This is a genomic window from Inquilinus ginsengisoli (assembly GCF_031453975.1).
GTDB lineage: Bacteria > Pseudomonadota > Alphaproteobacteria > DSM-16000 > Inquilinaceae > Inquilinus > Inquilinus ginsengisoli_A.
Map to the genome: position 1 here is coordinate 56,550 of NZ_JAVDPW010000008.1, position 14,499 is coordinate 71,048.

The window sequence follows — 14,499 nt, forward strand, 5'->3', positions numbered from 1 at the left end:
GCCGCCAAAACAAGAAAGAGAGCGCGTGTTGTCGATCCATCATCGTCGCCCCTCGCCGACCCTCTTCATCGCGCTTGCCGCGGCGACCCTCCTTGGCGCCTGCCAGACGACGCAGCAATCGGTGCAGATCCCCCCCTACGACTTCCCCAAGGTGTCGACCGAGTGGCATGACGACATCAACGTGGTCTACACCGGCACCCTCCAGGTCGGCCGTCCCTGCAGCGTGCTGCGCCGCGACGACGGCACCGAGGTCGCGATCCAGGGCAAGCCGTTCCCGGTCCGCATCGGCGACCGCGTCACCATCTCCGGCCCGACCGCGCGCTGGTCGCTGTGCCAGACGCTGGAGACGATCCGCGCCGACAAGGTCGACGTCATGTCCGGCGCCTATGTGCCGTCGTCATCCGTCACCGTCTACTGACCGCCGCTCCGGTTCCGCTGCACCGCAAAACGCCGTAGCCGCCGCCCCGTCTTTGGGGCAGGCTGCGGCGAATCATGCCTGGGCGCCACGACGCACGGGCGACCGGAACAGGGGAACAGCATCATGCGCCTGGGCATCGCCGCCGCCATCGCCTTCGCCTTGACCGCCACGTCGGCCACCGCCGCGGAGCCGGTGAAACTGCGCCTGGCCATGAGCGGCTGGACCGGCTTCGCGCCGATCACGCTGGCCAAGCAGCTGGGCTTCTTCGAGAAGCACGGCATCGACCTCGACATCGTCAAGATGCCGACCTCGAACCGGCACCAGGCCATGGCCTCGGGCGACGTGCAGGTGATCACCACCACCGTCGACACCCATCTGCTCTATGCCAGCTCCGGCGTGCCGGTGGTGCAGGTGCTGGCGCTCGACACATCCTCCGGCGGCGACGGCATCGCCGCGCGCAAGGACATCGCCGACATCGAGGCGCTGAAGGGCAAGAGCATCGCGGTGCAGTTCGGCGGCGATTCGCAGTTCTGGCTGGCCTATCTGCTGAAGCAGCACGGCATGAGCTTCAAGGATGTCAGCCTGACCGACCTGCAGCCGCCCGACGCGGCCGCAGCCTTCATCGCCGGCCAGTTCGACGTCGCCGTGACCTATGAGCCGTACCTGTCGAACATCCGCAAGGATCCGAACGGCAAGATCCTGGTCACCTCGGCCGACACGCCCGGCGTGATCATCGACACCCTGGCGTTCCAGCCGGACTACGTCGCCGCCCATCCCGACGTGGTCAAGGCCGTGGTCGACAGCTGGTTCGAGGCGCTGGACTACATCAAGGCCAACCCGGCCGAGGCCAACAAGATCATGGGCGCCGACGTCGACCAGACGGCGGAGCAGTTCGCCGATTCGGCCCAGTACGTGACCTGGTACGACCGCGCGGCCAACAAGGCCTACCTGACCGGCACCATGCCGAGCTTCATCAACCAGGCGGCGGACATCATGCTCGAGGCCGGGCTGCTGCGGCGCAAGCCGGAGGACCTGACCGCGCTGTACACCGCGAAATTCGTCGAGTAGCCGTGCCCACACCGCTCGCCCCCGTCGGCGCCGCCCGACGCCTCGCCCTCGGCATCCTGTGCTTCGTCCTGTTCGTGGCACTGTGGGGCGCGGCGACCTGGAGCGGGCTGGTCAAGCCGTTGTTCCTGGCCAGCCCGGACACCACCTTCACCGAAGGCGTCGAGCTGTTCATGCGGTTCGGCTTCGCCTGGGACATCGCCGTCACCATGTTCCGCGTCTTCGGCGGCTTCCTGCTGGCGGCGCTGCTGGCGGTGCCGCTCGGCATCCTTATGGGCACCTTCAAGGGCATCGAGGCGTTCTTCGAGCCCTTCGTGTCCTTCTGCCGCTACCTGCCGGCCTCGGCCTTCATCCCGCTCCTGATCCTGTGGGCCGGGGTGGGCGAAACCCAGAAGCTGCTGGTGATCTTCATCGGCTCGGTGTTCCAGCTGGTGATCATGGTCGCGGTGATCACCGGGTCGATCCGGACCGAGTTGGTGGAGGCGGCGCGGACGCTGGGCGCCCGGACCCGCGGCGTGGTGGTGCGGGTGATGATCCCGAACGCGGCGCCGCAGATCTTCGAGTCGCTGCGCCTCGTGCTGGGCTGGGCCTGGACCTATGTCATCGTCGCCGAGCTGATCGGATCCTCCGCCGGCATCGGCCACATGATCATCGACGCCCAGCGCTTCCTCGACACCGGGCAGATGATCTTCGGCATCTTCACCATCGGCACCATCGGCCTGATCACCGACCAGCTGTTCAAGCGGCTGAACCGCGCCCTGTTCCCCTGGAGCCTCGGCCGATGACACTGGTCCGTGTCGAAGGCGTCAGCCGGCAGTATCCCGGAATCCATGGCGGCGCGCCGACCCAGGCGCTGAGCCCGGTCGACCTGACCATCGCCGAGAACGACTTCATCACCCTGCTGGGCCCGTCCGGCTGCGGCAAGTCCACCCTGCTGCGCATCGTCGCCGGGCTGGACCGGCCGAGCACCGGGCGGGTGCTGGTCGGCGGCAGGCCGGTGACCGAGCCGGGGCCCGACCGCGGCGTGGTGTTCCAGGCCTACACCCTGTTCCCGTGGCTGAGCGTGGCGCAGAACATCGCCTTCGGCCTGCGCGAGAAGGGCGTGCCGCAGAGGCAGCAGGCCGAAATCGTCGCCGAATACGTCGCCAAGGTCGGCCTGCGCGGTTTCGAGAACCACTACCCGAAGATGCTGTCGGGCGGCATGCAGCAGCGCACCGCGATCGCCCGGGCCCTGGCCAACGACCCGAAGATCCTGCTGCTGGACGAACCCTTCGGCGCGCTGGACACCCAGACCCGGGCGCTGATGCAGGAGCTGCTGCTGTCGATCTGGGAGGCCGAGCGCAAGACCGTGCTGTTCGTCACCCACGACATCGATGAGGCAGTGTTCCTGGCCAACCGGGTGATCGTGATGAGCGCCCGGCCCGGCCGGATCATCGAGGACCGGCCGATCGCCCTGCCGCATCCGCGCCACTACACGGTGAAGACCACGCCGGAGTTCCAGGAACACCGCGCCGCCCTGACCGAGGCGGTGCGCCAGCAGGCGATGATCGCCGCCGGGATGGCGGGATAAAGCGACGAACGCCATAAAAAGGGCATTTTGTTTCGAGAAACTACCCTTGTTCTGCATCTTTCTTAGAGTATCTGGAAATAATATTCCGACCCTCGGATCCTGATCCGCGGACGGTCGGGTGGAGCGGTCCGGGCCGACCGGCTCGGCATCCCATCATCGAGAGTTGCGGGCCTTCGTCGTTGCGCGGCGGCCGGTGCCTTGGGGCACATCGTCCTGCGGTCCGGTGATTCCCGGCGACTGGCCGGGACCAGCGCATCGGCAGGTGCCGCCGTCCATCGGCGATCCCGCCGACATGCGGAATCCGGGACGGCGCGTCTCCAGCGAACATCGGAGACAGCGCATGGCCATACAATTGGAAATCAGGGACGGCACACCGGACTGGTGGATGAGTCCCGACATCTGGGTCGTCCCAGGCAACGACCCGACCGGACAGCCGGGGGCGCCGATTGCGGGGCAGCCGGCCTATGTCTGGGCCCATGTCGAGAACCACGGATCGAGTGTCGCCGACGGCACCCGCATCGATTTCTGGTGGGCCGATCCCAGCACCCAGATCCTGCGCAGCACCGCCCATTTCATCGGGTCGGCCAATGCGGACCTGCAGCCCGGCGCGGCACAGGACGTGCTGTGCCTGGTGCCCTGGGCGGTGACCATGGTGAATGGCGGGCATGAGTGTCTGATCGCCGTCGCCAATCATTCCGGCAGCTCGATCCCGGTCCCGCCGCCGGATGATTTCAACCCGCCGGCCTATCCGGAGGCCGCGCAGCGCAACCTCAGCGTCGTCGTGGCGCAGACCGGCATTCCCGCCCGGATGCTGACCATCGCGGCCGGCCTCCGCACCGACAAGCGGGTTCTGGTCACGGCCAAGGTCGGGGGCGAACTGGACGAGGCGCAACTGCGCCGGCTGGACCTGGCCGGCCTGAAGCCGTCCAAGGCCGCCAAGGTCGAGGTCGGCATGGGGCAGGAGCCGATGTGCACGCCGGAAAAGGGCGGCCTGGGCAAGCGGGAACTGGAGTTGCACATTCCCAGGGGCACCAAGGCCGCCATCCATGTCGCCATCAGGGCGCCGGACCTGGCGAAGGGCGAATACGCCCTGGTCCGGATCGCCGAGCAGGACGGGGAGGACCGGACGCTCGGTGGGTACACCTTCATCGTTCTGTCCGACCGGAAAGGAGGCCGCAAATGACCGCCACGCCGATGCAGGTGCTCACGCGCCCCTTCGCCGTCGAGCCCGTGACCAATATCATGCTGCCGGACGGCATCTTCGATAACGCTATCTATTCGCTGCTGATCTCGTGCCACTACACCAACAATTCCTCCAGCGACCTGGTCAATGTCCGCCTCTATCTCGAGAGCATTGGCGACCCGGGCATCGTTCCGGCGGCCAACACCCTGGTCTTCTCCAGGATCCCGGCCGGGGCATCGGTGCTGGTGTCCTGGCGGGCGAATTTCGAGAACGCCACGCCGGGCAAGCACCTGGTCAGCTTCATCGCGCGCGCCGACGGCTTCGAGTCCCGCCGCTCGATCCAGCAGATCTTCGTCTCGCAGACCCGGTTCGACTCGACGACCAATTCCTACACTTGCACCGTGGGCGAGGGATCGCTGGTGGTGTCGAACCTGGCCGCCCTCGGGCCGGCCGCGGATTGGTGGAAGTGCAATCCGAAAGACCCGAAATGCGGGCCGGATTTCGGCCCCTGGGTGCCGACCGGGGCGACGATGGTCTGGCAACCCAACCCCGCCTATGACGGGGTCCATGGCGAGCTGCCTTTCGCCGATCCTTGGTGGAAGATCCTCGCCCTCATCGTGCTGGTGGTCGCGGCGATCGTGGCGATCGTCGCCGTGGCCCTCGGTTCCGGGAACGCGAATTTCAGCGCCGGCGGCACCTTCGAGGAGACGGACCCGAGCGTCAGCTGCTGCACCCCGAAGGGCGCCGCTTCCGGCCCGCCCGAATACACGGTGGCGGGCGTGGCTTCGGCCATCGCCTCGGGCGCCCTCGTCGTCGCCTGCTCCGACGCCGCGGATCCCTTCTATCGCGGGCAGGCGGCCACGCCGCCGGGGGCCGGCGAGAAGACCCTGGGTGAAAAGGTGGTGGCGAAATGGAGCCTGCCCGACGCCCCCAACGCCGGCCGCGCCTATCCGGCCGATGTCGAATGGACCTATCAGCGCTTCACCACCGGCCAGACCTACAGCCATTCGGTGTCGGAGACGCAGACCAACATCCATGTCGGCGGCGACGTCGAGATCGAAACCCCCGGCACGGTGCATGCCTTCAAGCCATTGTGGGTGAAGGCGAAGTTTCAGAACGGCGGAGGCGGCTACTTCACCGGGACGGAGCTCTACGCGTTCGCCCTGTTCCAGGCGCCGCAAGGGCTGTTCTTCGTCGTGCCGCTAACGGATGACGGGCTCGGCTTCGACGACGCCGCCAATGACGGCGTCTATGCCGGCAGCCTGGACCTGGAGCGGGCCTACAAGCTGCTGCTGTCCCAGCACCAGGATGTCTACGGCGTCTGGCGGATCTTTGTCTTCGCCCAGGACGTCAACCTGACGAAGCCGGGAACGCCCCCTGAAATCGCGGCCCAGCACATCGGCGGCTTCTTCGTCGCCAGCGCGATCGAGATCACCTTCGATCCCTCCCTGCCATGTCCGCTGAAAGCGCAGAGCACGATCACCGTGGTCTGATCGACCGGGCTTCGGAGCCGGCTGAAGGTGGCCGCGATGTTTCCGTGCCGCCGGACGCCGGCTCCGGGCATACTCCGCGTCGGGGACAGACGAGGGGGCAGCCCGGATGCTCTACGCCATTCTTTGCTACAATTCGCAGGACGCCATCGGCGCCTGGACCAAGGAAGAGGATGACGCGGTCATGGCCCGGCTGGACGTCGTCCACCGCCGGCTGGCCGAGCAGGGCCGGCTGGGGCCCGCCGCGCGGCTGATGCCGACCACCGCCGCGACCACGCTGGTGAAGGGCCATGAGCCGCCGCTGGTGATCGACGGGCCCTATGTCGAGACCAAGGAGCAGATGCTCGGCTTCTACATCGTCGACTGCCCGTCGATCGAGGAAGCGGTCGCACTGGCCCAGGACCTGGAGCGGGCGAATCCCGGCATCGGCGGCTACGAGATCCGCCCGGTCAAGCTGTTCCTGCCCGGAAGCGGCATGGCCTGATGCCCGGCCCCGGCCGAAGCTGGCGTCCCTTCCGGGCCGTGGCGGGCTGGACGCTGCGGGACGGCCGGTCCGACCTGGTCGCAGGCCTGACGCTGGCGGCCATCACCATCCCCGAGCAGATGGCCACCGCCCGGCTGGGCGGCTTCGCGCCGGAAATCGGCTTCTTCGCCTTCGTCGCCGCGGCGCTAGCCTTCGCGGTGTTCGGCGCCCATCGCCTGCTGTCGGTCGGCGCGGATTCCACCATCACCCCGATCTTCGCCGGCGGCCTGGCCCTGCTGGCGGCGGCGGGATCGCCGCACTACGCGGCCCTGGCCGCCGCTTTGGCCCTGATGGTCGGCCTGATCGTCTGCTGCGGCGGCGTGTTCCGCCTGGGCTGGATCGCCGACCTGCTGTCGGTGCCGGTCACGACAGGCTTCCTGGCCGGGATCGCGGTGCACATCGCCGTCTCGCAGCTGCCGGGGCTGCTGGGCCTGCCGGCGCAGGACGGCAGCACGCCGCAGCGCATCGCCGAGACCGTGGCGCAGCTGGGGCAGGTCAATCCCTGGAGCGCGGCGCTGGGGATCGGCGTCTTCCTGGCGGTGTTCGGCGCCGAGCGGATCAGCCCGCGCATTCCGGGCGCGCTGATCGGCCTGGTGGCGGCGACGGCCGCGGTGGTCGCCTTCGGCCTCGAGAATCGCGGCGTCGCGGTCCTCGGCCCCCTTCCCGGCGGCCTGCCGCAGCCGGCGCTGCCGGCGGTGGATTTCGACGAGCTGCGCCGCCTGGTGTCCCTGGCGCTGATCGTCGCGCTGGTCGTCATGGTGCAGACGGCCGCCACCAGCCGCTCCTTTCCGCCCCAATCCGGCGCGCCGCCGGCGCTGAACCGCGATTTCATCGGCGTCGGCGCCGGCAGCATCCTGTCCGGCCTGTTCGGGGCCTTTCCGGTGAACGCCAGCCCGCCGCGCACCGCCACCGTGGCCGAGACCGGCGGCCGGTCGCAGGTCGCCGGCCTGGTCGCCGCCGCCATCGTGCTGGCCCTGGCGCTGCTCGGCGGCGGGCTGCTGTCGCATGTCCCGCATGCGGCCCTGGCCGGGGTCCTGGTGTTCGTGGCCCAGCGGGTCGTCCGGGTCCCGACCTTCGTCGCCGTCTACCACCAGGCGCCGGGCGAGTTCGCCCTGATTCTGGCCACCGCGGTCGCCATCGTGGTGCTGCCGATCCAGGCCGGAGTCGCCGTCGGCATCGGCCTGTCGCTGCTGCACGGCATCTGGGCGATCACCCGCGCCCAGCCGATCGAGTTCGAGAAGGTGCCGCAGACGTCGATCTGGTGGCCGCCCGCCGCCGGCTCCCATGGCGAGACGCTGCCCGGGGTCGCCGTCATCGCCTTCCAGGCCCCGCTGAGCTTCCTCAACGCCGGGACGTTCGAGGCCGGCATCGGCCGCCTGATCGACGCCAGGCGGGACGCGCTGCGCCTGGTGATCCTGGAGGCCAGCAGCATCATCGAGATCGACTATTCCGCGGCCCGCAGCCTGGCCGGGGTGATCGCGCAGTGCCGCGTCGCGGACATCACCTTCGCCATCGCCCGGCTCGAATCGGTCCGCGCGCAGCAGGCCCTGTCCCGCTTCGGCATCCTGGCGCAGATCGGCCCGGACCATGTGTTCCATAGCGTCGACGAAGCGGTGAGGGCGCTGGCCGGCCCGCCCCCCGATCCGGCACCCGGTGCAGGGCACGCATCAGCGAGTCCCTGAGGCCGCGCAAAGCCGCCGTTTCCCTGGGCCCGCCGCCCCGAGCTTGACTCTGCAGCGCTGCAGTGGATTCATATAAGAACAAATATAGAACATCTGTGAGCGCCATGTCCGCCCTCGCCGCCCTGCGCGAGCGCCTGAACCGCTATGGATCCGCCGTCGAGGATCCCGGAATCCTGCCGCTCGACCTGCCGCCGATCGATGCCCGCCTGCCGCGCGGCGGGCTGGCGCTCGGCCGGCTGCACCGGGTCGCCGCGGCCGGCGGGGGCGGGGCCGCCGCAGGGGCGGCCGCGACCGGCTTCGCTGCCCGGCTGCTGGCCCGGCTGCAGCGGCGCGGGCCGGTGCTGTGGTGCACGACGAGCGACGACCTCTATCCGCCGGCGCTGGCCGCGCTGGGCCTGGCGCCCGACCGGCTGATCCTGGTGCGGCCGCGCGACGAGAAGGGCGTGCTGGCGGTGGTGGAGGAGGCGCTGCGCACCCCCGGCTTCGGCGCCGTGCTGGCCGAGGCGGTGCGGGCCGACCTGCTGGCCGAGCGGCGGCTGCAGCTGGCCTGCGAGACCCGGGGCACCACCGCCCTGCTGCTGCAGCGCGAGCTGCTGGCGCCCCGCCTCGGCCGTACCGCCGCCAGCGCCGCGGTGACGCGCTGGGCGGTGGCCCCGGCGCCCAGCGGCGGCACCGCCACCTGGGTCGGGCCGGTGCGGTGGGAGCTGGCGCTGACCCATTGCCGCGGCGGCGCGCCCGGCCGCTGGATCGTGGAGACAAAGGATGGGACGGATCGTCTCGCTGTGGTTGCCGAACTGGCCGATCACGCGGCTGAAGCTGACCACGCCGGAGAACGCCTGGCCGGCTGAGCCGGTCGCGGTCGTCGAGACCATCGGACAGCGGCGCCAGGTCGTCGCCGTCGACGACCGCGGCTGGGCCGCCGGCATCCGGCCGCAGCAGAAGGCGACCGACGCCCGCGCCGTGCTGCCCACCCTGGCCCTGATCCCGGCGGACCACGCCGCCGACGCCCGCGCCCTGGCCCGTCTGGCCCGCTGGGCCGGCCGCTACAGCCCCGCCGTGGCGCCCTGCCCGCCCGACGGGCTGTGGATCGACATCACCGGCTGTGCCCATCTGTGGGGCGGCGAGGAAGGCTTGGTCGACGACCTGGCCGGACGGCTGCGGCGGCGCGGCCTGCCCGGCCGCATCGCCGTCGCCGGCAGCTTCGGCGCCGCCTGGGCCCTGGCGCATCACGGCCGCGCCGAACGGCCGATCCACATCCTGCCCGACGGCGAGGAACGGGCCGCCCTGTCCCCCCTGCCCGTCGCGGCGCTGCGGCTGGACGAGGATGCGGTGCAGGCGCTGCGCCGGATCGGCCTGACCAAGGTCGGCGACCTGCTGGCGGCGCCGCGCCCCGGCCTGGCCCGCCGCTTCGGCGCCCGGCCGCTGCTGCGGCTGGACCAGGCGCTGGGCCGGGCGGAGGAGACGGTCGGCTTCCGCCGGCCGCCGACGCCCTGGTTCGCCCGCTTGGCCTTCCCCGAGCCGGTCGGCACGCCGGAGGACCTGCAGCGCGCCATCGCGGTGGTGACGGCGGAGCTCTGCGCCCGGCTGGAGGCCCGGATGATGGGCGCCGCCCAGTTCGCCGCCGACTTCCACCGGGTCGACGGGCGGCGCCAGACCGCCGCCATCCGCACCGCTTTGCCGGTCCGCGACGCGGCGCGGGTCGCGCGCCTGCTGGCCGAGCGGCTGGACCGGGTCGACCCCGGCTTCGGGGTCGAGGTGGTGACCCTGCGGGCCGACCGGGTGGCGCCGCTGGACGGGCGCCAGACCGGGCTGAGCAAGCTGGAGGACGAAGGGGCCGCGATCGGCGACCTCGCCGGCTTCGTCGACATCGTCGGCAACCGCATCGGCTTCGACCGGATCTGGCGGCCGGCCGCGGTGGAGAGCCATCTGCCCGAACGCTGCGTCGCCGCCGCGCCGCCGCTGGCCCCGGCCGAGGTCACGGCCTGGCCCGAGGGCTGGGTGCGCCCGCTGCGCCTGCTGCGCCGGCCGGAGCCGATCGAGGCGATCGCCCAGGTGCCGGACGACCCGCCCAGCACCTTCCGCTGGGCCGGGGCGACCCACAAGGTGCGCCGCGCAGACGGGCCGGAGCGGATCGCCTATGAGTGGTGGCGCCGGACAAAGCCGGAGGACCGGAGCGAGCCGGAGATGATCCGCGACTACTACCGGGTCGAGGACGAGGCCGGCCGCCGTTTCTGGGTTTACCGCGCCGGGCTGTACCGCACCGGCGAGAGCGCGCGCTGGTTCCTGCACGGGGTGTTCGACTGATGGTCGATTATGCCGAGTTGCAGGTCACCACCAACTTCTCCTTCCTGCGCGGCGGGTCGCACCCGGCGGAGCTGGTGGAGACGGCGATCCATCTCGGCCTGTCCGCCATTGCCGTGACCGATCGCAACAGCCTGGCCGGGGTCGTGCGCGGCCATGTCGCCGCCAATCGCGACGCGGACCGGCAGAAGGCCCGCCGCATCCCCTACATCGTCGGCTGCCGGCTGGACTTCACCGATGCGCCGAGCCTGCTGTGCTATCCGACCGATCTCAAGGCCTATGGCCGGCTGTGCCGGCTACTGACCATCGGCAAGCGCCGGGCGAAGAAGGGCCAGTGCGACCTGGCCTTCGCCGACCTGCTGCCGTTCAGCGACGGCCAGATCCTGGTGGCGCTGCCGCCCGATACGCTTGACGACGGCTTCGCCGGCCATCTCGACCGGCTGCGGTCGGATATGGGGAAACGGGTCTATCTGGCGGCCAGCCATCGCTATCGCGGCGATGACGCCCGGCGGCTGGAAGACCTCCGCGACCTCGCCTTCCGCACGCGGGCGCCCCTCGTCGCCACCAACGACGTGCTGTACCACGCGCCGGAGCGGCGGCGGCTGCAGGATGTCGTCACCTGCATCCGCGAGCACTGCACGATCGACGAGGCCGGCTGGCGGCTGGAGGCCAATGCCGAGCGGCACCTGAAGACGCCGGACGAGATGGCCCGGCTGTTCCGCGACCATCCCCAGGCGCTGGAGCGGACGGTCGAGATCGCCGAACGCTGCCGCTTCGACCTGGATGAGCTGTCCGCCAAGTACCAGTACCCCGAGGAGATCACCCCCGACGGCGAGCCGGCGCAGGCCCGGCTGGAGCGCATGACCTGGGAGGGGGCGACAACCCGCTATCCCCAGGGTGTGCCGGCCGATCTGCGTAGCCAGATCGAGAAGGAGCTGGCGCTGATCGGCGGGCGCGAATACGCGCCCTTCTTCCTGACCGTGGCCGACATCGTCGCCTTCGCCAAGAGCCAGCACATCCTGAACCAGGGCCGCGGCTCGGCCGCCAACAGCGCCGTCTGCTTCTGCCTGGGCATCACCTCGGTCAACCCGGTCGAGGTCAACCTGCTGTTCGAACGCTTCATCAGCGAGGCGCGCCACGAGCCACCCGACATCGACGTCGATTTCGAACATGAGCGGCGCGAGGAGGTGATCCAGCACATCTACCAGAAGTTCGGCCGGCACCGCACCGGGCTGACCGCGACCGTGATCTGCTACCGAACCCGCGCCGCGGTGCGCGACGTCGGCAAGGCGATGGGCCTGTCAGAGGACATGATCGGCGCCCTGTCGGGATCGGTCTGGGGCTGGAGCATGACCGGATTGGACGAGGACCAGGTGCGCGAGGCCGGGCTGGACCCGGCCGACCCGCGGCTGCGCCTGGCCCTGACGCTGAGCTGCGAGCTGATGGGATTCCCGCGGCATTTGAGCCAGCACACCGGCGGCTTTGTCTTCGCCCGCGACCGGCTGGACGAGCTGGTGCCGATCGAGAATGCGGCGATGGACGATCGCACCGTCATCTGCTGGGACAAGGACGACATCGAAGCGCTGGGCATGCTGAAGGTCGACGTGCTGGCGCTGGGCATGCTGACCGCGCTCAAGCGCTGTTTCGACCTGATGGAAACGCATTACCCCGATAATTTCCGGGAACGGCCGAAGCTGGGCCGGAGGCCGACCGACAAAGCGGTCTTCGACATGCTGAGCCGGGCCGATTCGATCGGCGTGTTCCAGGTCGAATCCCGGGCCCAGCAGTCGATGCTGCCGCGGCTGAAGCCGCAGACCTATTACGACCTGGTGATCGAGGTTGCGATCGTCCGGCCGGGACCGATCCAGGGCGACATGGTGCATCCCTATCTGCGCCGCCGCGACGGCATCGAGCCGGTGAGCTACCCGAAGGACGAACTCAAGGAGGTCTTGGAGAAGACCCTGGGCGTGCCGCTGTTCCAGGAGCAGGGCATGAAGCTGGCCATTGTCGCCGCCAAGTTCAGCCCGGCCGAGGCCGACAACCTGCGGCGGGCGATGGCGACATTCAAGAATGTCGGCACCATCCACCAATACGAGACCCGCTTCGTCGAGGGCATGGTCGCCAACGGCTATGAGCGCGACTTCGCCGAGCGCTGTTTCAGCCAGATCAAAGGCTTCGGCAGCTACGGCTTCCCCGAGGCGCATGCCGCCTCCTTCGCCCTGCTGGTCTATGAGAGCGCCTGGGTGAAGCACTATCACCCCGAGGTGTTCTGCTGCGCCCTGATCAACTCCCAGCCGATGGGCTTCTACGCCCCGGCGCAGCTGGTGCGCGACGCCCGCGAACACGGCGTTGAGGTCCGCCCGGTCGACGTCAACCGCAGCGACTGGGACTGCACCCTGGAGCCGACCGGCGGCCGCGACCACGCCCTACGGCTGGGCCTGCGCCTGGTGAAGGGGCTGAGCGAAGACGAGGCTGAGAAGATCGTGGAACAGCGCGGCGCTGGCTATGCCGCGCCGGCCGATCTCGTCCGCCGCGCCGGCGTCTCGGCCCGCGCCCTGAACCGGCTGGCCGAGGCCGCCGCCTTCGGCTCGATGGGGCTGGACCGGCAGCAGGGGCTGTGGGCGGTGGCCGGCATCGCGGGCGAGGCCCTGCCGCTGTTCGCCGCCCGGCCGGCCCAGCTGGCGCTGTTCGAGGAGCCGCAGGCGGCGCTGCCGCCCCTGCCACCCGGGCTGGAGGTGCTGGAGGACTACGCCACCACCGGCCTGTCCCTGACCCGCCACCCGCTGGCCCTGCTGCGCCCGGCGCTGGCGCCGCTGGGCATCGTCCCCATCCGGACGCTGCGTGATGATGCGACCCGGGACAGCGCCCGCATCCGCCTCGCCGGCATCGTGCTGTTCCGGCAGCGGCCGCAGACCGCCAAGGGCACCATCTTCGTCACCATCGAGGATGAGAGCGGCGCCGCCAACCTGGTGGTCTGGGCCGACGTGTCGGAGAAGTACCGCCGCGCCGTCTATGCCGGGCGCCTGCTGGCCTGCGAGGGCCGGGTGCAGAAGGTGGGCGAGGGCGAGCACATGGTGATCCATGTCGTGGTCGAGCGTTTCGTCGACTGGAGCGACCAGTTGCCCGTCCTGGCCAAGGGCACCGATCAGGTGGTGCTCGACCCCGCCCATCAGGGCCGCCCGCGCGCCGAGGCCGGGCGCGGCCATCGGGTGACCCTGCGCAGCCGCGATTTCAAATAGGCCGGCCGGGCTCGCCTTCCCTATTCGTCATTGCGAGGAGGCGAAGCCGACGAAGCAATCCATGGCGCCGCCTGGCATGGATTGCTTCGCTGCGCTCGCAATGACGATTGGGGGTCTCCATAATTAAGAATTGACTTATTTAAGTTTTAGCTTCATAAAAACCCATGAACGCCTTCGCCGCCCTGGCCGACCCCACCCGGATGCAGATCGTGGAGATGCTGGCGGCAGGGGAGCGGACGGCCGGCGACATCGCCGCGCAGTTCGCCATGAGCGGCCCGGCGATCTCGCAGCATCTGAAGGTGCTTCGCGAGGCCGGGCTGATCACGGTCCGCGCCGAGGCGCAGCGGCGCATCTACGCGCTCGATCCCCGCGGCTTCGGCGCGCTGGACGACTGGCTGCAGCACATCCGCCGCTTCTGGGGCGGCCGGCTGGACGAGCTGGAACGGCAGCTGCGCGCCACCCCCGGAACAGAAGGACAGGAATCATGAGCGATTACGGCGCCATCACCGCCCCCGGCACGGTCCGGTTCGAGCGACTGCTGCCCGGCCCGATCGAACGGGTCTGGGCCTATCTGACGGAATCGGACAAGCGCGGCACCTGGCTCGCCACCGGCGCCGTCGAGCCCCGAATCGGCGGCCAGGTGGAGCTGCGCTTCCTCCATTCCGGGCTGTCGCCGCTGCCGGACGAGATCCCGGCCAAGTACAAGTCGCTGGAGAAGGGCGCCGACTCCACCGCCCGGGTGACGCGGTGGGAGCCGCCACGGCTGTTGAGCCACAGCTGGCCCGGCGGGGACTCCGAGGTGACCTTCGAGCTGACGCCGCAGGGCGAAGACGTGTTGCTGGTGCTGACCCACCGCCACCTCGGGACGGAAAAGATGCCGAGCGCCGCCGGCGGCTGGCACACCCATCTCGGCATCCTGGTCGACCGGCTGCACGGCCGGGTGCCGCAGCCCTTCTTCCTCACCCACACGCCGCTGGAGGCCGAGTACGAGAAGCGCGTCGCCTCGGCGTCACAATCCTGATCGGAGG

General features: G+C 70.0%; 13 protein-coding genes. All 13 read left to right on the top strand.

What is annotated here, in order from left to right; all coding sequences use genetic code 11:
• The first annotated feature begins 28 nt into the window (after window positions 1-28).
• The 13 genes from E9232_RS22110 to E9232_RS22170 all read left to right on the top strand — a co-directional run bounded on the left by E9232_RS22110 (window position 29) and on the right by E9232_RS22170 (window position 14,492).
• Window positions 29-418, top strand: coding sequence for a DUF5818 domain-containing protein (locus E9232_RS22110; protein ID WP_309797553.1), 390 nt, complete (start codon window positions 29-31; stop codon window positions 416-418).
• A 123-nt stretch (window positions 419-541) separates the two neighbouring features.
• On the top strand, window positions 542-1,486 hold the full coding sequence (locus E9232_RS22115) for an ABC transporter substrate-binding protein (protein WP_309797555.1): 945 nt from the start codon (window positions 542-544) through the stop codon (window positions 1,484-1,486).
• A 2-nt stretch (window positions 1,487-1,488) separates the two neighbouring features.
• Window positions 1,489-2,268: an ABC transporter permease gene (locus tag E9232_RS22120; RefSeq protein WP_309797556.1), complete on the top strand. Its 780-nt coding sequence runs from the start codon at window positions 1,489-1,491 to the stop codon at window positions 2,266-2,268.
• Complete coding sequence (locus E9232_RS22125) at window positions 2,265-3,053, top strand: ABC transporter ATP-binding protein (RefSeq protein ID WP_309797557.1); 789 nt, start codon at window positions 2,265-2,267, stop codon at window positions 3,051-3,053. The genes E9232_RS22120 and E9232_RS22125 overlap by 4 nt, the downstream gene beginning before the upstream one ends.
• Window positions 3,054-3,393: 340 nt before the next feature.
• Window positions 3,394-4,236: a hypothetical protein gene (locus E9232_RS22130; protein ID WP_309797558.1), complete on the top strand. Its 843-nt coding sequence runs from the start codon at window positions 3,394-3,396 to the stop codon at window positions 4,234-4,236.
• Entirely contained in the window at window positions 4,233-5,729 is a 1,497-nt protein-coding gene (locus tag E9232_RS22135) for a choice-of-anchor X domain-containing protein (RefSeq protein WP_309797559.1), read from the top strand. Before E9232_RS22130 ends, E9232_RS22135 begins: the two co-directional genes overlap by 4 nt.
• A gap of 106 nt (window positions 5,730-5,835) precedes the next feature.
• Window positions 5,836-6,210 carry a YciI family protein gene (locus E9232_RS22140; RefSeq protein WP_309797561.1) on the top strand — a complete coding sequence of 125 codons (375 nt, stop codon included), beginning with the start codon at window positions 5,836-5,838 and terminating at the stop codon, window positions 6,208-6,210.
• On the top strand, window positions 6,210-7,931 hold the full coding sequence (locus tag E9232_RS22145; RefSeq protein ID WP_309797563.1) for a SulP family inorganic anion transporter: 1,722 nt from the start codon (window positions 6,210-6,212) through the stop codon (window positions 7,929-7,931). Before E9232_RS22140 ends, E9232_RS22145 begins: the two co-directional genes overlap by 1 nt.
• Before the next feature lie 104 nt (window positions 7,932-8,035).
• On the top strand, window positions 8,036-8,779 hold the full coding sequence (locus tag E9232_RS22150; RefSeq protein ID WP_309797566.1) for an ImuA family protein: 744 nt from the start codon (window positions 8,036-8,038) through the stop codon (window positions 8,777-8,779).
• Window positions 8,694-10,235 (top strand): Y-family DNA polymerase, encoded by a 1,542-nt coding sequence (locus E9232_RS22155; RefSeq protein ID WP_309797568.1) that lies wholly within the window; start codon window positions 8,694-8,696, stop codon window positions 10,233-10,235. The genes E9232_RS22150 and E9232_RS22155 overlap by 86 nt, the downstream gene beginning before the upstream one ends.
• The gene (locus tag E9232_RS22160; RefSeq protein WP_309797569.1) at window positions 10,235-13,471 is read left to right on the top strand and encodes an error-prone DNA polymerase; all 3,237 of its coding nucleotides are present in this window, start codon (window positions 10,235-10,237) and stop codon (window positions 13,469-13,471) included. The genes E9232_RS22155 and E9232_RS22160 overlap by 1 nt, the downstream gene beginning before the upstream one ends.
• Window positions 13,472-13,635: 164 nt before the next feature.
• Entirely contained in the window at window positions 13,636-13,959 is a 324-nt protein-coding gene (locus E9232_RS22165; RefSeq protein ID WP_309797571.1) for an ArsR/SmtB family transcription factor, read from the top strand.
• Window positions 13,956-14,492, top strand: a complete 537-nt coding sequence (locus E9232_RS22170; protein ID WP_309797573.1) for an SRPBCC family protein — start codon at window positions 13,956-13,958, stop codon at window positions 14,490-14,492. The genes E9232_RS22165 and E9232_RS22170 overlap by 4 nt, the downstream gene beginning before the upstream one ends.
• Window positions 14,493-14,499 lie beyond the last annotated feature (7 nt).

What these genes read in the sequence shown, in the direction of transcription:
- E9232_RS22130 (WP_309797558.1), top strand. Translation starts at nt 3,394, where the DNA reads ATGGCCATACAATTGGAAATCAGGGACGGCACACCGGACTGGTGGATG.
- E9232_RS22135 (WP_309797559.1), top strand. Translation starts at nt 4,233, where the DNA reads ATGACCGCCACGCCGATGCAGGTGCTCACGCGCCCCTTCGCCGTCGAG.
- E9232_RS22160 (WP_309797569.1), top strand. Translation starts at nt 10,235, where the DNA reads ATGGTCGATTATGCCGAGTTGCAGGTCACCACCAACTTCTCCTTCCTG.
- E9232_RS22145 (WP_309797563.1), top strand. Translation starts at nt 6,210, where the DNA reads ATGCCCGGCCCCGGCCGAAGCTGGCGTCCCTTCCGGGCCGTGGCGGGC.
- E9232_RS22115 (WP_309797555.1), top strand. Translation starts at nt 542, where the DNA reads ATGCGCCTGGGCATCGCCGCCGCCATCGCCTTCGCCTTGACCGCCACG.
- E9232_RS22165 (WP_309797571.1), top strand. Translation starts at nt 13,636, where the DNA reads ATGAACGCCTTCGCCGCCCTGGCCGACCCCACCCGGATGCAGATCGTG.
- E9232_RS22150 (WP_309797566.1), top strand. Translation starts at nt 8,036, where the DNA reads ATGTCCGCCCTCGCCGCCCTGCGCGAGCGCCTGAACCGCTATGGATCC.
- E9232_RS22170 (WP_309797573.1), top strand. Translation starts at nt 13,956, where the DNA reads ATGAGCGATTACGGCGCCATCACCGCCCCCGGCACGGTCCGGTTCGAG.
- E9232_RS22140 (WP_309797561.1), top strand. Translation starts at nt 5,836, where the DNA reads ATGCTCTACGCCATTCTTTGCTACAATTCGCAGGACGCCATCGGCGCC.
- E9232_RS22125 (WP_309797557.1), top strand. Translation starts at nt 2,265, where the DNA reads ATGACACTGGTCCGTGTCGAAGGCGTCAGCCGGCAGTATCCCGGAATC.
- E9232_RS22155 (WP_309797568.1), top strand. Translation starts at nt 8,694, where the DNA reads ATGGGACGGATCGTCTCGCTGTGGTTGCCGAACTGGCCGATCACGCGG.